Here is a 16246-nt window from a genome sequence, read left to right on the forward strand (position 1 = left end):
CTAGCTGATTTGCCTAACTAGTAAAGACTGGCTGACGGAATACAAAGGAGAGGATGTTTTAAGCGGATTCTTGCTCCAAGCGTTCCGCAATCCAGATCTTCAAAAGCGTTTGGTAGCCAATCCCACCTTTTTTCTGAGCGATCTTGCGAAGCTTTTGCACCATAGAGTGGGGAAGGCGAATGCTCGTAGAAATGCCATTAATGGCTTTCTTTTCGGGTTTTACCGTCACGGACTTAGTTTGATCCCATTCGTCAGGATTGTACTTATCCAGCTTCTGTTTTTTTGAACGTGTTTTCTTTTTCATATATCCCAGCCAGTAAATATTCTTGCTGTGTTTTCGCCCAGATCCTCGAATATCAATCTCAGTTTTCTACCAGCATTGGTTCTGCCGACGATCATGTAGCGTTCTGGTCCGTGGTGCTTCTTGTTAGGTGTGATCACATATTTATTGAAGAAAACCTCTTCGGCTTCCCAGTGTTGGATTCTATGAAGTCCGAGATGTTCTTCGTTGTGCTCGTCCCAAATAAAAAAGTACCAACGTTTTCGAGTTAATCCGGTCATATACAATGTACCCTATTTGTAGCTACATGTCAATTTGTGCAAAAACCTTGGATTTTGCACATCTCATGCGCGACTGGGTATAGCTGTATTGTAGTTTGGAGCTAGTTGGGGCCGGAATACGGCAGGGGAAACAAAAAAGCCCGTTCATTGCTGAGCGGGCTTTGATTGAATTATTTAACTGCTGCTTGAAGTTTTGCGATGTCGATTTTTTTCATTGTCATCATTGAATCGAAAGCTTTCTTGGCAAGGACCGGATCAGAACTTGTCGTTAGATCCAGCAGGATACGGGGAGTGATCTGCCAAGAAAATCCCCAGCGATCTTTACACCAACCGCAAGCACTCTCAGCACCGTTATTGTTAACGATAGCGTTCCAGTAGCGATCGGTTTCTTCTTGGGTTTCTGTGATAACCATAAAGCTAACAGACTCATTCGGTTTAAAGATCGGTCCACCGTTTAGGCCGACAAATTTGCGACCCATCACTGTGAATTCGACCGTCAGTTCAACTCCCGCTTTTCCATCTGGAAAATCCCCGGGAGCCGTGTTCACTCGGCCGACTTTGCTATCAGGAAAAGTCTTAGCATAAAAGGCTGCCGCTTTACTGGCCTCGCCATGATCAAACCAAACACATGTCACTAAATCTGCCATAAAAAATCCCCATCTTAGAGAGTTACCAATGAACTTGGATTTTAACCCTAAGTGGGGAGCTTTGCCTAGTCAGGCGGCTTTATTTTGATATGTCATATGCCATGGATGGCTATTGTCTTACGCAGGTCGAGAAAGGAGAGGTTACATATTCCTCGCCGTATTTTGAATACTCTTGTTGTGCACTTTGTTCGGCCCATTTTACGTAAGCTTCATAAGTGGCATTCCGTAGTTGCGAGTCTTTGTATTTGAAAACCAAACCTGTCTGCGCTAAGTCCGCAGCAACGTTTTCGTCGAGTTGACGGTCGTCACTTCTATAGTAGCTATCCACGTATTCTGTTAAAGGCATGCATCTGTAAGTTCCACTTGGAGTGTTCAAAGGCACATCGACTCCCGCCGGAGAAACTACAAGTCTAGCATCATGAGACGATAGACCATAGGAAGAAGCAGAGACCGCTGGAATTCTTGCGCGACCATTATGGTCGGTCACAACATAGCCCCCTTCATCAGCAGCGACCCATTTCCAGCAAGGAGTTCCGATGTAAAATGGATTGCCGCGACCGCCACCACACATGGACGCTTCTGTCATCCACGTTTGATAACGAACTCTCATATCTCGCAAAGGTGTTCCATCGGTGTTAACAACAACGACTTCAAAGCTTGAGAATTCGGCAGAGAATGCTGCCATTGAAAACTGACTGAACAAAGTAACACTCAAGGTAACTAATAATTTGAGCATGGTATTTTCCTTTATAGTTATAAACTAATCACTCGATGAGTGAGTTATAAAGGAGTGCTCTGTCTGTTTTCAAGAGGGCTGAAATTAATCAACGACCTCATGTCGAGGCCGTTGACAATGATATATGAATTTTGAATCAGTTGAATACTTTCGCACAGACTGGAGCACTTAAAATTTGTGCACTGACTTTCAGTGATTGATTATCGCCGACTATAAGAGAGGGCTCACCAAATAAATAGCCGCCCAGTTGCGACACCATGTTGAGTTGAGACTTGTCGCTGGTTGAGTAGATACGCACTGCTCTAGGGAGGCGTTTATCTGTCATGACTTTGAAGTTCGCGCCGTCATGGACGATAAGGGCAGTTCCAGAATCGATGGCGATTCCAACGGCATTCGTAGTAGCTTCCATTCCTAGCAACAGACGAGGCTTAGAGTAACCGTACTCCATCGGAGTATCAGCGCTTCTGGTTGCTTGGTCACGACGAGTATTAAAGTTGTCTTCGATAATTGTGTTCTTGCCTGCGACATTCAAAAGACCAAGGCCTTCCATCGTCGTGACTTTCTTTTTACGGATATCTTCTGTTTTTTGTTCGGCAATAACTGTTGTACCCATGACCTGGGCGCCAGCACCCATACCCGCGATCAGAGTTCCTTTGGCATAAGCACTCTTAAGCGCTTCCTTAATAGATGGATCTTTCAAGCCTTCCATTAAAACCTCAGAGTACTCGCCCGCGATCAAAATTCCTCCAGCCTCACCAATGGATTTTACCAATTCAGCAGTTTCTGCTGGTGTTGTTGGGGCTTTGTTGGCGTGTTTGACCTCTCGTTGATTTATATGAGAGGCAACTCCGGACCAAGCTCGTATCGTGGAATCATTTTTTAAAAACTCAGGTTGCCAGCCGATGATAAGGAGAGGTTTTTTCTTAGCAGAGCTTTCCGCGAAAAGTGAAAGCGCTTCCTCTGGTAAGAATTGTGGTTTGGATTGTTCATTACCAAATAAAATCAACCGTGGTTTGCCCGCGGAACCGATCTGACCGCCTCCCGCAAAACTTTGCGAGGAAGTTAAAGATGCCAAGGTTAACATAGAGATAACAAAAGCCTTTTTCATATCTTTTTCCTTAATCTTAAAATGAGAAATCCATCGGTCACGCCGGGGCGGAAAATTCAGAAATCTCGATGTATTCTCCTAGAGCAAGGAGCGGACCACTCGAAGAGTGCTTTAATAAGATTTGAGGTCAGTGCCCATTCGCGGTGACGTAAATTGCTGGCTACGGAGTAGGTCTTGAGTACCTACCGGGTACTCAGATTCCCATTTGACTCAGGCAAGTGGGAGTGGTGATCATTGACTCGCAGCTTGTGAGTGGAGACTTCAATGATTCAGAATGCGCCAGTGATTTTTGATTTTTTAGATATTCAATTCTATCTGCAAGCCTACTATCAATTTCGTAAATCTCAGGACAAACAGTTTTCATATGATTCTTGGAGCCAAGAACTGGGCATCAATAGCAGATCTTTTTTAAGGTTGATGGTGATCGGAAAAAAGAAAGTTTCGGCAAGATTCATTGATTCCTTTTGCCTGCTGACTTTGAAAGATCCTTCACAGGAGGAATACTTTCGTTATCTGGTAAAGTACTCGCAAGCCGCCTCCCAGAAGGATAAGCAAGCCTTTGGCGCAAGTCTGGTGCAGATTTTAAAGGTTAATACTCAGCAAAAGACAATTCCTGAATTCGAAAGCTTTGTTTCGACGCCACTGAAACCGCGTCTTCTGACGCTTTTAAGTTTTTCAGATATAGATCACAGCAGTCAGACTTTGGCGCAGCTTTTTAATATTAAAGAAAGCGAAATCCAAAAGGCTCTTCACGAAATGCAAGAGGCGGGTTTGATTGAATCAGACAGTGTTGACGGTCAGAAGAGATGGAAAAGCGCGAATAAAAAATTTAAAGTCCAAGATAAAAAGGGGAGTGAGGATTTAGCGAAATTTCACAAGCAAAGCTTGCTTGATGCCATTGCTGCGATCTCATTGCCGTTGGAAGTTCGCACCTACAAGAGTTTGATTTTGCCGATGTCGCCCGAAGAACTGGCCTTGTTCACTCAAGCCATGAATACATTCTCTAGCGAACAATTCGCCAAATTCAGCAGCGATGAATACGCGGGCAGACGTTTATTTCAAATCAATCTGAACGTCCACCCGGTAACAGAACCACTAAGGGAGGGTACTAGTGCGACTCTTCCAGAGCCAGGTTGAAATCGAATTCTGAGATTGCTTCGATGCCTTCTTCTTCCAATAGATCTTGCATCTCTACTTGAGCATCCAAATTTTTATTAACGTCATCGCTCACGAAGCTTGTTTGGAAGATGATTTTTCTTTTGCCACCATCAGCACCGATTACAGCCACTGTGCCTTCAACACCCGTGATAAATACTCCGCCCAGTTCTTCAGCTGTGGCGTTTAGTTCTTTAAGGTGAGTTTTGATAAGTTTGCTGGCTTCAGTTTTAAAAGATGACATATCAGATCGCTTTCGAAAAGTTCGGCCCACCTTGGCGGAATTCACCCGTTAAATCAAGGATGAAATGGCCCAAAGTAGGTGTGGGCGCAATGAGAAGAGCTATAGAGATGCGAGGGGACGGCGCGCCATAAGTTACTCCAAAAGAAGTACGCAGAATGTGGGGTGACACTGGTGTAGCCGTTAGACAAAAACCAATTTACAACAAACTTAAGCGGACTTTCTTGTTCGCTAAAAAATGACTCGTTAAAATTTGGTGTGTGGTCAAAATTATTTCAGTTTAAGAAATTTGAGGGAACGCAGGCCTTCCGCGCGGAACTTAACGGCACTCTTCGTAAGCGTGCGATCAGTTCATCGTTGGGCCAAACTCTTTTAGGGATTCTTTCTTATTTGTCGGCGTTATCTGCGACGGATTCGATTCATACAGCGTTAGTTGTATGCACCTTGATTATGAATGGATCAAGACTTGTTCTGTGTCTGCGCTTTTCTGGAATGACGAGCGAGCAGCCATTTCGTTGGCTCAAGTTATTTTGCCTCACGACCTGGTCCACGGCATTTTTTTGGTCTGCTCTGACCGTGTATAGTTTAAGTATTTCTGATGCCACGCCCGAACGGGGATTCATCGCACTTTTGGTTATGTCAGGAATTGTGACTTCAGTTCCGATGGGGCTAAGTCCTGAAAAGTTTTTGGCGAAGTTTTACGTGTTAACGTGCTTGATTCCCTTAGGCGGATATTTTTTGTGGAATCCATCACCACATGAAATTATCGCAGCGATCATCGTGCTGTGCTTTGCACCTTTCCTAATGTACCAAATTACGTTGGCAACAAAGCAGACTCTGGAGGTCTATGCTCGTCGTGAGCAGTACAAGTCACTCTTCCATGCGACCATGGAAAGTATCTTGGTTCACGACAAGGGGATCATTGTTGAGGTGAACGGCGCTTTTGAAACAATCTTTGGTTACACAGCTGCGGAAGTTATTGGTCAGCCGATTTCGATTGTAGTTCCCCCTGAAGATCTTCCTAAGATGAAGGCCGCGATGACTTCAAACTATGACGTTCCTTTAGAAGCACGGGGCGTACGTAAATCCGGAGAAATATTCCCCTTAGAAACCAGGGGGAGATTTTTCGATTACGGCGGCAGGACTGTCCGCTTAGTTTGTTCGCGCGATCTAACCAATCGTAAAAAAGCGGAAGAGATGTTGAATGTGCAAATTCAACATGAAAAAGCATTGATGGATCTACGTGAAAAATCCATGATCGAAACTACGAAAGCAAAATCTCTATTCTTGGCTAACATGAGTCACGAGATCAGAACGCCTCTGCATGCGGTGATTTCAATTTCTGATTTACTGTCAGAGATGAATCTGCCAGAGAAAGCCTCGCGCTATATCCGCACGTTGAAAGACTCGGGAGCTTCGCTACTCGCATTGATTAACGATATCTTAGATTATTCCAAAATCGATTCAGGCAATATCGATTTAGAGCGTGTTGATTTTAATTTAGTGAACCTGATTGAAACGCAAATAGATCTAATGATCAGCCGAGCAGAGCTAAAAAGTCTGCAGCTGACCTCTTACGTTGATCCCACGCTTCCTGTGACCGTCAACGGAGACTTCGGTCGTTTAGGTCAAATCTTAGTCAACCTGATCAGCAACGCGATTAAATTCACTCATGCTGGTGGAGTAAAGGTTCGCTGTGCTCCGATTAAAAGTCTGTCTGACCGAAAACTTTTAGTTCGTTTTGAAGTTGAGGATTCCGGAACGGGGCTGTCTGAAGATAAAAAAGCACAACTTTTTAAACCCTTCGTTCAAGCGGACTCGTCAACAGCACGTCGTTATGGTGGAACGGGGTTGGGGCTTTCGATTTGTCACAGCCTAGTGACTTTGATGGGCGGGGAGATCAGCTATCGCAGCAACGGAGATAAACCCGGCACAACATTCTGGTTCGATGTTCCGATGGATGTCGTCAATGCCGAAGCTGTCAGCTTTCAATTTTCAAAAACAGATTGGCATCATACAGACGCCATTGTGATCGAGGATGATTTTTTCTCGGCGCCAACTTTTGAACGCTACCTGCAATCTTGGAACATGCCCGTCAGAAGAATGACGGCGGATTTTTTTAAATCGGACTGCACGGACTTAACGAACGCTGCAGATGGTTTGTTGATTGCGCATGAAGGTGAAAAGTTGCCAGATATTTTAAAACTCAACGCGAGCTTGAGCCATCCTCGCAAGGTCTTGGTCGTCGATCACCGGGTTGATCAGGAAAATCACGCTTCGATCCCAACTCCACATCACATCGTTAAATATTTAAGTCCAACCATTCGCCAGTCAGATCTGTACAACTCTCTTGTGAATATTATCTTAAACGCGAATAACCTCATCGACCCTGCTCAAGCGCACAGTAATCTGAAAAAAGAAAAGCAGAATGAAATCAGATTCCCGAAAGCCCGTGTCTTGGTTGCAGAAGATAACTCCACCAATCAGTTAGTCATCCGCGCGATCTTAAATAAATTCGAAATGAACGTTCAAGTCGTGAACAACGGTGCCGAAGCCGTCATCGCTTCACAAAGTAACACCTACGATTTAATTTTAATGGACGTACAAATGCCAGAAATGGACGGCTGCCAAGCAACCGAAACCATCCGAACCATAGAGGCCGAGCAGAAAGTCACAAACCCCGTTCCCATCGTCGCCTTAACCGCAAACGTCCTGCAAGAAGACCGCGATGCTTGTTTGAAGGCGGGGATGAATGACTTCCTGGCAAAACCTGTGAAGAAGGATCTACTGCTTCATGTGTTGGAAACATACTTGGGTGATAAAAGAGAGATGAAAGAACACTGATCCCAGAAAGTAAAAAACCCGCGTTTCCGCAGGTTTAATATTTCTCTCAGAGGCTCATTTCCGGAGAAACTTCCATCAGAACGCATCCGATGAACTATGTTTTTAACTGCCCTAAGGCAGAAAAAATTTGGTAGTGAGAGGCGGACTTGAACCGCCGACCTACGGATTATGATTCCGTTGCTCTAACCAGCTGAGCTACCCCACCGCCGTAACGCTTTCGCGTGAGCCGCAATTTTTATTGGTTCTGCGTCCTTATGTCAATTGTTGCGTATGCGTTAACTTAAGAATTTTAAAAATCCTTAGGCCCCCGGTCTTTGGTCTTGACCTGTCTGCCATATCACAATGGAATAATTACTTGGACATAATGGTCATTCTCAAGGAGGGGATAATTATATGAAAAGACTGATGATGGCAGCCTTGTTGCCAGTAATTGTGGCAGGTTGTACGAACTCCAATAACAACCCGTTAAGCCCAGTGGTAGGCGGTTCTGACCGCAACGTTAAGATCTCTGCGAATCAATTAACGATTACATCTATTGATGGCTTGGCTCTTCCAGGAGCGCAAGTTTTGATCGGGGATGCATTGAATTCTCCGTTCGAGGGGAACTTCCTAACTGCAGACGCATCGGGTCAAGTCGAGATCCCAGCGGCGTGGGCAGGTGCTCAGCCGATCACGATCCAAGCTAAGGGTTTTGTGCGTATGACTTATATGTCTGTGCAACCTGGAGCTACGACTTTCAAGCTTCGTCCTTTGAATACTTTGAATCAGTTCGAGGTTAAAGGCACGACGACGGGTCTTCCGATCAAAAATGGCGATGGCAACATCGACTTCGGCTTGGTGATGCAAGGCTTTAGCAAGATGCAACTGTTCGCATTCAACATGGATTCTATCTTGAGTGCGCAGAACGATAAGATCTCGGCACTTGGCCAAGAGATGGACATCCCAGCGAACCTTTCTTTGCCAGCGCAAAAAGAAAAATACGCTCTGTTCACTGTGACTTTGGATAAACCAGCTTACCGCATTTACTTCGGTCAACCGGGTGTAACTCGCGTGTTTGTTGCTAAAGGTACGTTCCCGTTCAAGCAAGTCGTTGACGGTGTTCGTGGTGGAGCAAAGCTTTACGAAATGCTGAACGTGTTTAACCTAACGGGCGGAGCGATCCGTGACGTGAATCTTTCTAAAAGCAATACTCAGCTAGATCTTCCAACGAACGAGATCGCTTTCTCTGTGAAAAACACAGTGGTAGCTCCTCAGTTCCGTGCGGACGAGACATTCATGGCGGCGGCTCTTTCTGGTCAAGGCGGTATGCTTTTACCAACAGATGTTAAGAAATTGAATGCGGGTCAAAAAGTTACGATCAATACAGCTCCTAATATGGAGGCCAATGTTTTGGCGGTATTGACTAAAACTGAAGACCTTCGTGCGAACATCGACCGTGTTTCCACGGCGATCCTTCCGATGAAGGGGACGACGACTCCGCAAGTTTTGCCACTTATCAACAACCCCGTTGTTGGCGCAGGTGGTTTGGAGTTGAACCTTCCACAAGTTCAGTCAGTTGCTGGAGTCAATTCACTAGCGACGTACGCGGTATTCTCGAACGAGATCCAAGTTCAGCAAGGTGCTGACAAGGTGAAGCTTATGAACCAAACGTGGGAAGTTTACGCGGATAAATGGGTGAGTAACCTTAAAGTCCCAGCGTTCCCGAACGACACGCTTATTAATGGCAACAAGCGTTGGGAAGTGAACTTTTTAGGTTCACAAACGGCTTCACAAGCGGCAATGGGTCCTGCTATGATCGAAGCAGCAACACATGTCACACACAGCTCGGTTAACTTCTAGATTTATTCTCTCATCTTTTGTGATTATCACAGGCTGCACTGTTATGGGTTGCAGCCTGTTCGATAAAAGACCTTCCGCCAACCAACAAATGGCGAAATTCAACAAACAAAGAGTCTTCTTCGCACCATACGACAACGTATGGAGAGCCGCGCACGCTGTGATCAAATTCCCAATCGCCCAAGAAAACCAAGATACCGGTGTGATCGAAACCGAATACATCAAAGGTATCGACGGTTGGCTTCCACCTGACGTCAAAAGACCACCATCCAGTGGTATCCGCTATAAGCTAATCTTCACCTTCGCCAAAGGAACAGCCGAAGGCAGAGAATCCACGCGAGTCACCATCGATAAAAAGATGGAAATCCTCCGCGACTTTTTCTCCACGCCCGAAGGCATGGAGTCTGATGGGTTGGAAGAAAAGATCCTATTCTATCGCATCGAGCGCGAGCTTGTGATTATGGATGCGTTGAAGCGGGCGGGGAATTAGCTGGTAGTTTTAAACGTTGATATAGAGTGGTGCCACCTCTGACACCAGCTGTTGGCATGTAATGGTTTGTTTTTGTAAGAAATCAGGGTTCATTAGAGTATCTCTGATTCTAATTGCATCAGCAGTATTTGTATTAACACTAGTGGTGAAATACTCTTGATCTTTATCTTTGATATTTTGATAAAGTCCATTTTTTAAAAGATAGTTGTTGTCAGCATCGAAACCGTATCCCAAAAAGTAGACGTATTTGGCGTGCTGAGTTCTTTTTTGAATATTTTGAATAATCTCTTTTTTTTGATCTGAGCTTCGGTCCTCATCGATTACTTTTAGTTTTGAAATTGCATTTTTATAGTAGTCAGAAGATTTTATGGACTCTTCCGAGTGCCATGTCTTGTAAGGCCCAAGGGATCCATAGACGTGATATATTTCTAAGGAGTCAATTAGTTTGAGGGCATCCTCTACTTTATAGTGATGCTGATAAATTAAGTGCTCAAAAATCATTCTTTCGAGTAATCGATCATAGTTAAATGTAATTATTTGCGGCTTGTTTCTAAAGAATGTATCAGGATCCTTGAGAATAAACTGACTAATTAGAAAGTGTATCCAGCCTCTATTTCGAAGTCCAAGATCACTTTCATTTTCTGCCTTCGAGATATAGTACACGATGATGACTTTACCGAGAATTCTATATAGTTCCTTAATATACGGATCAGGATGCTGAGCTAGATTTGATAGATATGAGTCGATCGATGGAGTGTGAGAACTGCAAAAGTGACCTAAGAAGAGTTCCAGAAATAGGTTTATTCTTTCGAAAGATCTCCCGGCGAAGTGAGAGTTGTACTTTTGGCCTTTTAGTTTTTCTTGGATCCAAGCTTCAATTGGAAGATCTTGTAGAATGTCGATGATGTTAATTTTATCTCGAAGGCTGCTGTTCTCACTGAAGCTTATATTTGCATCATCTTTATACAGAAAAGTATCTTCTGTGAGTGTTCCAACGGATCTCAATCCTTGAATGGATTTTAGAAGTTCATTGGATGTTGGCATGTCGTACTCATGATGAGCGCCAGCGCCGATGATTAGAGTGCTGCGATTTAACGGATTCATGTATGTCCTGTTATTTTAGGGAAGAAACTCATTTATTACGGTCAGCACGGCTGCAATCAAAAGTAACACAAAGTCGCCAGCTTTTTTGGGGAAATAGGTATTGATTTTAATCGCCACATACTGTGCAAATTTGAGCACGAATAGTAGAGGAACGAATAGGGACCAGGAAATTATATATGCAAATATCATTAAAGTAGTGATTAGAATGCATGAAGCGACGATAAGCAATACTGAGAATATCCAGGGAGTAGTGATAGCATACGAAGCTAAATTCAGAGGGTCTGTGCTGCCATTTTCGATTGACTGAAATGTAGCTGTGTAAATGGGGATGCCGGCAATCTTTTCAATTATGAGGGAAAGCAAAGGTAATGTGCTTAGGAAGAAGTATGGCTTGCTGATTTCTGAGAAGTTACTTTTAAATGGCCTTGGTGACCACCAGAGTGAAAATGAGAGTAGTGTTGTGAAAACGAAAACCGTCGCAAGAGGGAGTAAGAGTGCCGACATAAATGGCATATATGTAGATAGGAGTTGAGAGACTAGAAGGAGTGCAACTGCAAATCCTCCTAAGTACAATGCCCTCTTCTGTAAGGTTTCTATAAAGACTTTTAGGTTCGCATCTTTAATAGAGTGAACGATTCCGTGTAAAGTTGAAATTACATTATCCAACTTGTCTTTAAGATTCTGATTGTCGGAGAGTTCTTTTACAATGGGGATTGCACCTGTCACGATCATTAGAAAGACGACGATAGCTTTAATCATTTGCATGTTTGAATCCTTAGTTGCAACCACAAGATGGCGAGTAGCTTCCATCGCAGCAAACTGCCCTGCCATTTGAACAGCCGCAAACACCTCGGTGATGTGAGCAGCAGCCGCTTCGGGCAGTTTCTTCTGAGGTTTGAGAAGATGATTTCATTGGAGCTGGCTGGGTAGCTGATGCAACAGTTCTAGTCACGACATTGCTGTCGGAAGAGGACGTGTTGCAGTTATTTCCATAAGAAATCGATGTTACAAGGGACAATGCAAAAACGTACTTGAGCATATCATCCTCCTAGGATGCTTTGGTGCCTTCTGTAATAGCTGGTGTGGGTTCAGTTGTATTCGCAGTTGCTTGTGTCTCCGCTGTTGGAGTTGGCTCTTCTGCCGCAGCAACTTCGCGTTTCGGTTTCTTGGTTTTTCTAGAGGCTCTTTTTTGAGCTTTTACGAACTTTTGAATTTCAGCCGCTTTAGCGTCGTTCCATCCGTGAATTGCATCGTTGAGACCTTGCTCAAGTAGCCAGTATAGACGATCTGTCAGGATTTCGTGATTAGCTTTGAATTCGAACTCACCCTTAACGAATCTTGCGATGTATCTAACAACATCAGCTGACAAAATTGCTTTAGATAGAGATTCAGGGGAGAACGCCATTGCTTCGCGAGAAAGATCTGGCCAGCCTTTAGCTGTGAAAGTTGATTCATGCAGGTCAAGCAGTTCATAGCATTGCTCTTCCACGGCCTTCTTGGAAGTTTCGATCACATCGCCTTCGGCTTTTAAGTCGAAGTTTGATACTTCAATGCCACCGTACTCTGGCTGAGAGAAGTCGAAAAGCTTCCACTCAACACCATTAGTGAGCATGCCCCATTGAACATTACCAATTAGATTTAGGTATTCGCTTAATTGAACTTTGCCTGAGCGGAAATCAGACTTGGTTAAGTCAAAGCCTAGCTTTTTAACCTCAACTACGAAGATTGGTTTTTCGCCTTGAAGAACAACTAGGTCAGGACGCATCTTGCCTTTTGCTTCTTGCGCACGGATTGAATAGCCACCAGAAGAAGTGTAGCCAAGGCAATTTCTTAGGAAGCTTTGAGCCCATCTTTCGACATCTAGTTCTTTAGTGGAGGAGTTGGCTTCTAATGATTTCAACTCATGAAGATGCTCTGTTGTTTGATCTAAGATTGCGCGTACAGTTCTGTCCTGTTTTGTTTCTCTAGCCATGATGATGGGACTCCTTAATCTCTGGACTAAGATATCGGAGTCGGTGTGAATAAATTTAGATTTGTTTTTAGAAATATTTTGTGAACAGATGATTGTCTCAAAATAAACTATTCTTGTTTACTATTTAACATATAAATCAACCGAGGCTGGGGAACATGTGTGCGGTTTTGACAAGAGCACTGTTCGTTTATACGCTCAATGAATGCGTAGTAGTCTATTCTCCAGTTTAAAAGTCGTAGCCATGATGCTTGCCGTGGATAAGTCACTTCATCCGAAAGAGAAGAAGTGGTTTTTTCAGATTGCTAAAAACTATGGTGCTTCAATTGCGGATCGAGCGGAGTTAACTGAGATCCTCGAGGGCAAAAGCACAGAAATACTCAGTAAGGTTATCAGCGACATCGACGATGAGTTCGATCGACGTCGACTTTTAAATTTTCTGCAAATGGCTATGCGACAGGATGGAATCGTTAAGAACACGGAAATTCAGTTGTTCTATGAGATCCAAAAGGAACTTGAGACGAGTCTCAGAAATGATTATGCCCAGCTTGGGCGAGAGATTCAGAAGCATAACAAAGAAAAGCGAGTTTGGACCGAGCTAGATAGACTCGGTAAGATTTGGTCCCACAAATTTCCGGGCTTTCCTTTCGGTGGGCGCATTTACTATGCGGATTCAGTTATGTGGACGATTATAGCTGATCTCTCCGGGTACCACTGGGGCAAGATCTTGATCGGCGTGATCACCGTTATCTTTATTATTCTAATTGCGGCTCGGTTATAAAATTTCGTACCTAAGCTCCGCAAACAACCCAGCAATAGGCTCCGCAGAAACCAACTTCATCGGCTTCGTCATCTTGCGTGGGAATAGGGGAGCCCCTCCACCCAATGTCAGTGGTGCTACCTGCAAGATCATCTCGTTTAATAATCCTGCGTCGTAAAATTTGGCGGCAAGTTCTCCTCCGCCGACGACCCAGATGTTTTTGCCGTTGGCGGCTTTGATCATTTCTTCGTGAACGGGGCGAACGTCGCCTTGGGTGAATTTAATATCAGCGTTTGGAATTACTGGCAGCTCGCGGGTAGTGAACACCCATGCAGGCATTGTGTAGGGCCAAGCTTTGGATTTGTCTTCGGCTTTTGAAACCTGGTGTTCTAACAACCACTCGTACGTGTGCGAGCCCATGCAGATTGCGCCGACATTTTTGATGAAGTTTGTGTAAGACTGTGGGACTTGGTCGTCGCTGAATTGTAGCAACCAATCCAAGTTGTTGTTTTCATCGGCGATGTATCCGTTAAGGCTTGTGGCACCGTAGTAGATTGTTTTCATTCAGTCAGGCTAACGTATTTCCTAGCAGAGTAAAGTGGGAAACAGATAAATGCCGCAGAGTTTTGAACAGTGAGTCCGTTTACACTTGTGATCAAATTGAGACAGTGGGTCCAGTTCGTTACGATAAGTTAATGTGCCGTAATGAGATGTTCACTAAATGAAGCGTTTCCAAATACCGATATGTAGTCATATGAAATCACAATTCTTGAGCGTGTTGGTAGTTGGTTCATTAGTATTCTTATCTGCTTGCTCCTTGGACGTAAACGTCCTTGGAGGCAAAGCTTCTTTACCGAGCATCGGTGATCCATCCATTTCAGGTCCAGTGACAAAGCTTCCGGTTGGAAACCATCCACTTTCATTGGGTGCCGTTCGCGGTAAAAACCTATGGGTGGGCATGAACTTCATGACAGAGGTTTTTGGTGCGGGGTTTGTCGATAATTCGAAAAATGTAACTCTTCTGGGCGATTCTGGAATTTACACGTTTGATGCAAATGGCACGACGATCGCAAAAACTGATATTGATATGAACACTTATCCTGCCTTTATCGGTACTAGGTCGCCCGTTACAAAATCAGCAGCAGGTGATTACTATCTTGTGAGTAGGGAGTCTGTCTCTTGGGGGAATATCGGTATTTTAAAGGTTACCCCTGCAGGCGTGGCAACGCATTTCAATATCGTGGGAGCCGCCGGAGTTCAGTTCAACAGAGGGGGCCATGATATCGAAGTGATTAATCGTACCAACGGTACGGAAGAGCTTCATGTTATTCCACTTCTTATCGATAGTGGTGGTCTATTGCTTAATAATGAAGTTGAGGTCTTTGATCTTAACGGTAATTACTTAAGATCTTATGGCGGAACAGCGAATAAGAGATTTCACCAGATAGCACAGCATCCGGGAAATAAGAATATCTACGCTATTACTCCAGACTCGAATGACTTTAAAATTTATATTTTTAGTGAGTCGGGTGGCACGGTCGGAGAATTTGATCTGACTGGTTCCATGGGGCGTCTTATGGGCATCCAATTCGATGCTTCAGGCAGAATGTATGTCGTCGACTCTGGTGACGACAATATTGTAGACGATCCCCGCAGAGGTGTTAACGTTTACGATATCACCTCTGGTACGCCAGTTCTGATTCGTACTTTGCGAAGTAGTGTTGGTCATTATATTAGGTCTTTAGTGCAAATTGCAGTTTCTCCAGATGGCAACACAATTGTTGGCTATAACAGCATTACTCAACAGACCGCTGCAGATGAACGTTGGGAGCGCTCGGGCACTACTTATGAATTTGCGACCTCAATGACGTCTTGGGGAAGTGAGCCTACGGCTATTAAAGCTAAAGATCGTTTAGGTATGTTTGCGGTAGATCGCGATGAAAATATTTATGTGGACGACGATGGCAACAAACGCATCGCCGTGTACACGAATGCTGGTGTTTATTCCCGCACGTTTTCGGTAGATCATCCAGATATCAATAGTTGGGATACTCATTTCGTTGCTGTGACTTCCGATGATAAAATCGTCACAGGAGGATTTGAGCAAGCGTTCTCGCCAACGTTCACAAGCATCGCCCATGTTCAAATTCGCTCTAAGGCGGGTGTTGAACTGTCCACAATGACTTACGATTTTAGCTCTACAGGAAATTATGTGAGCTTCATTGGTATCGATGCTGCTGATCACCTTTGGTTTAAAAGTAATACGGACCTGTACAGGGTTGATCTGGATGGCACTCTTAAGAAAACCCTTCCGTTCGGTTCAGCAGGCAATCTTGGTATTCCGAGTGGAGGGATGGCACCTCAAGCTATTGGTGATAAGATTTATATGTTGAATAACGGTGACTATACCCTTTATGCAGTTGATTACGATGGTAACTCTGTGCAGGTGATGGGCTCGACTCAGTACTCGCCATTAAACTTGTTCGCCGTATTTCCTCAAGGGGGAATTCAGCCTTTGGCGAATGGTAAGTTCGCTTGTCTTGCGCTAACTACATCCATGTCGTTTTTGTATGTCGTGGTAGATCCGAAGAATAATTATACGGTTGAATCCACGCTTACGACGTCAGATAAAAACGCATTTACGATGAACGTCATCTGGACGTCCAAGGGGCTGATGACCAAGGGCACTCACGATCGCCTGTTCTGGTATGACGTAAACTAAAACCTCTATCGAAAACTAACAGTTATCGAATATTTTGGGTGACGAGCCTTAGCCGTCACCCTGTCTAACTTTG

The 16246-nt window shown here is 44.3% G+C and carries 16 protein-coding genes and 1 tRNA gene; 6 read left to right on the top strand and 11 right to left on the bottom strand.

Features of this window, described 5'->3' with window-relative positions:
* Positions 1-58 precede the first annotated feature (58 nt).
* The 5 genes from ACLVWP_RS05570 to ACLVWP_RS05590 all read right to left on the bottom strand — a co-directional run bounded on the left by ACLVWP_RS05570 (position 59) and on the right by ACLVWP_RS05590 (position 3052).
* Entirely contained in the window at positions 59-304 is a 246-nt protein-coding gene (locus ACLVWP_RS05570) for a hypothetical protein (protein WP_413560553.1), read from the bottom strand.
* On the bottom strand, positions 301-561 hold the full coding sequence (locus tag ACLVWP_RS05575) for a BrnT family toxin (protein ID WP_413560554.1): 261 nt from the start codon (positions 559-561) through the stop codon (positions 301-303). Before ACLVWP_RS05575 ends, ACLVWP_RS05570 begins: the two co-directional genes overlap by 4 nt.
* Before the next feature lie 170 nt (positions 562-731).
* Positions 732-1208, bottom strand: coding sequence for a VOC family protein (locus ACLVWP_RS05580; RefSeq protein WP_413560555.1), 477 nt, complete (start codon positions 1206-1208; stop codon positions 732-734).
* A gap of 109 nt (positions 1209-1317) precedes the next feature.
* A complete protein-coding gene (locus ACLVWP_RS05585) occupies positions 1318-1944 on the bottom strand; it encodes a hypothetical protein (RefSeq protein ID WP_413560556.1) in 627 nt (208 codons plus the stop codon).
* A gap of 136 nt (positions 1945-2080) precedes the next feature.
* Positions 2081-3052 carry a Type 1 glutamine amidotransferase-like domain-containing protein gene (locus ACLVWP_RS05590; RefSeq protein ID WP_413560557.1) on the bottom strand — a complete coding sequence of 324 codons (972 nt, stop codon included), beginning with the start codon at positions 3050-3052 and terminating at the stop codon, positions 2081-2083.
* A 264-nt stretch (positions 3053-3316) separates the two neighbouring features.
* On the opposite strand from ACLVWP_RS05590, the gene ACLVWP_RS05595 reads away from it, so the two are divergent.
* Positions 3317-4189, top strand: a complete 873-nt coding sequence (locus ACLVWP_RS05595) for a TIGR02147 family protein (RefSeq protein WP_413560558.1) — start codon at positions 3317-3319, stop codon at positions 4187-4189.
* Here ACLVWP_RS05595 and ACLVWP_RS05600 read toward each other — a convergent pair.
* Positions 4161-4451, bottom strand: coding sequence for a hypothetical protein (locus tag ACLVWP_RS05600; RefSeq protein ID WP_413560559.1), 291 nt, complete (start codon positions 4449-4451; stop codon positions 4161-4163). The genes ACLVWP_RS05595 and ACLVWP_RS05600 overlap by 29 nt on opposite strands.
* Positions 4452-4706: 255 nt before the next feature.
* Here ACLVWP_RS05600 and ACLVWP_RS05605 point away from each other — a divergent pair, with 255 nt between their 5' ends.
* The gene (locus tag ACLVWP_RS05605; RefSeq protein WP_413560560.1) at positions 4707-7292 is read left to right on the top strand and encodes an ATP-binding protein; all 2586 of its coding nucleotides are present in this window, start codon (positions 4707-4709) and stop codon (positions 7290-7292) included.
* Positions 7293-7420: 128 nt separating this feature from the next.
* Here the strand turns inward: ACLVWP_RS05605 and ACLVWP_RS05610 are convergent.
* A tRNA-Met gene (locus ACLVWP_RS05610) sits at positions 7421-7497 on the bottom strand.
* Between the two features lie 188 nt (positions 7498-7685).
* On the opposite strand from ACLVWP_RS05610, the gene ACLVWP_RS05615 reads away from it, so the two are divergent.
* Both ACLVWP_RS05615 and ACLVWP_RS05620 read left to right on the top strand, forming a co-directional pair.
* On the top strand, positions 7686-9131 hold the full coding sequence (locus ACLVWP_RS05615) for a hypothetical protein (RefSeq protein WP_413560561.1): 1446 nt from the start codon (positions 7686-7688) through the stop codon (positions 9129-9131).
* An 88-nt stretch (positions 9132-9219) separates the two neighbouring features.
* Positions 9220-9618, top strand: a complete 399-nt coding sequence (locus ACLVWP_RS05620; protein WP_413560562.1) for a hypothetical protein — start codon at positions 9220-9222, stop codon at positions 9616-9618.
* A gap of 9 nt (positions 9619-9627) precedes the next feature.
* Here ACLVWP_RS05620 and ACLVWP_RS05625 read toward each other — a convergent pair whose 3' ends face one another.
* The 3 genes from ACLVWP_RS05625 to ACLVWP_RS05635 form a co-directional block, all read right to left on the bottom strand.
* A complete protein-coding gene (locus ACLVWP_RS05625; RefSeq protein WP_413560563.1) occupies positions 9628-10722 on the bottom strand; it encodes an SIR2 family protein in 1095 nt (364 codons plus the stop codon).
* Positions 10723-10737: 15 nt separating this feature from the next.
* Positions 10738-11571: a hypothetical protein gene (locus tag ACLVWP_RS05630; RefSeq protein ID WP_413560564.1), complete on the bottom strand. Its 834-nt coding sequence runs from the start codon at positions 11569-11571 to the stop codon at positions 10738-10740.
* Between the two features lie 199 nt (positions 11572-11770).
* On the bottom strand, positions 11771-12694 hold the full coding sequence (locus ACLVWP_RS05635) for a type I restriction endonuclease (protein WP_413560565.1): 924 nt from the start codon (positions 12692-12694) through the stop codon (positions 11771-11773).
* Between the two features lie 202 nt (positions 12695-12896).
* Between ACLVWP_RS05635 and ACLVWP_RS05640 the strand changes: the two genes are divergently transcribed.
* A complete protein-coding gene (locus ACLVWP_RS05640; RefSeq protein WP_413560566.1) occupies positions 12897-13472 on the top strand; it encodes a hypothetical protein in 576 nt (191 codons plus the stop codon).
* Here ACLVWP_RS05640 and ACLVWP_RS05645 read toward each other — a convergent pair.
* On the bottom strand, positions 13467-14015 hold the full coding sequence (locus ACLVWP_RS05645; protein ID WP_413560567.1) for a dihydrofolate reductase family protein: 549 nt from the start codon (positions 14013-14015) through the stop codon (positions 13467-13469). The two genes, ACLVWP_RS05640 and ACLVWP_RS05645, sit on opposite strands and share 6 nt — an antisense overlap.
* Before the next feature lie 190 nt (positions 14016-14205).
* On the opposite strand from ACLVWP_RS05645, the gene ACLVWP_RS05650 reads away from it, so the two are divergent.
* Positions 14206-16173: a hypothetical protein gene (locus ACLVWP_RS05650; protein WP_413560568.1), complete on the top strand. Its 1968-nt coding sequence runs from the start codon at positions 14206-14208 to the stop codon at positions 16171-16173.
* Positions 16174-16246: the final 73 nt, after the last annotated feature.

Origin of the sequence: Bdellovibrio sp. HCB209 (genome assembly GCF_047306065.1) — a bacterium.
In the GTDB taxonomy this organism is placed as follows: Bacteria; Bdellovibrionota; Bdellovibrionia; order Bdellovibrionales; family Bdellovibrionaceae; genus Bdellovibrio.

What these genes read in the sequence shown, in the direction of transcription:
- ACLVWP_RS05650 (WP_413560568.1), top strand. Translation starts at nt 14,206, where the DNA reads ATGAAATCACAATTCTTGAGCGTGTTGGTAGTTGGTTCATTAGTATTC.
- ACLVWP_RS05640 (WP_413560566.1), top strand. Translation starts at nt 12,897, where the DNA reads ATGCGTAGTAGTCTATTCTCCAGTTTAAAAGTCGTAGCCATGATGCTT.
- ACLVWP_RS05645 (WP_413560567.1), bottom strand. Translation starts at nt 14,015, where the DNA reads ATGAAAACAATCTACTACGGTGCCACAAGCCTTAACGGATACATCGCC.
- ACLVWP_RS05590 (WP_413560557.1), bottom strand. Translation starts at nt 3,052, where the DNA reads ATGAAAAAGGCTTTTGTTATCTCTATGTTAACCTTGGCATCTTTAACT.
- ACLVWP_RS05570 (WP_413560553.1), bottom strand. Translation starts at nt 304, where the DNA reads ATGAAAAAGAAAACACGTTCAAAAAAACAGAAGCTGGATAAGTACAAT.
- ACLVWP_RS05585 (WP_413560556.1), bottom strand. Translation starts at nt 1,944, where the DNA reads ATGCTCAAATTATTAGTTACCTTGAGTGTTACTTTGTTCAGTCAGTTT.
- ACLVWP_RS05575 (WP_413560554.1), bottom strand. Translation starts at nt 561, where the DNA reads ATGACCGGATTAACTCGAAAACGTTGGTACTTTTTTATTTGGGACGAG.
- ACLVWP_RS05595 (WP_413560558.1), top strand. Translation starts at nt 3,317, where the DNA reads ATGATTCAGAATGCGCCAGTGATTTTTGATTTTTTAGATATTCAATTC.
- ACLVWP_RS05635 (WP_413560565.1), bottom strand. Translation starts at nt 12,694, where the DNA reads ATGGCTAGAGAAACAAAACAGGACAGAACTGTACGCGCAATCTTAGAT.
- ACLVWP_RS05625 (WP_413560563.1), bottom strand. Translation starts at nt 10,722, where the DNA reads ATGAATCCGTTAAATCGCAGCACTCTAATCATCGGCGCTGGCGCTCAT.
- ACLVWP_RS05600 (WP_413560559.1), bottom strand. Translation starts at nt 4,451, where the DNA reads ATGTCATCTTTTAAAACTGAAGCCAGCAAACTTATCAAAACTCACCTT.
- ACLVWP_RS05580 (WP_413560555.1), bottom strand. Translation starts at nt 1,208, where the DNA reads ATGGCAGATTTAGTGACATGTGTTTGGTTTGATCATGGCGAGGCCAGT.
- ACLVWP_RS05620 (WP_413560562.1), top strand. Translation starts at nt 9,220, where the DNA reads ATGGCGAAATTCAACAAACAAAGAGTCTTCTTCGCACCATACGACAAC.
- ACLVWP_RS05615 (WP_413560561.1), top strand. Translation starts at nt 7,686, where the DNA reads ATGAAAAGACTGATGATGGCAGCCTTGTTGCCAGTAATTGTGGCAGGT.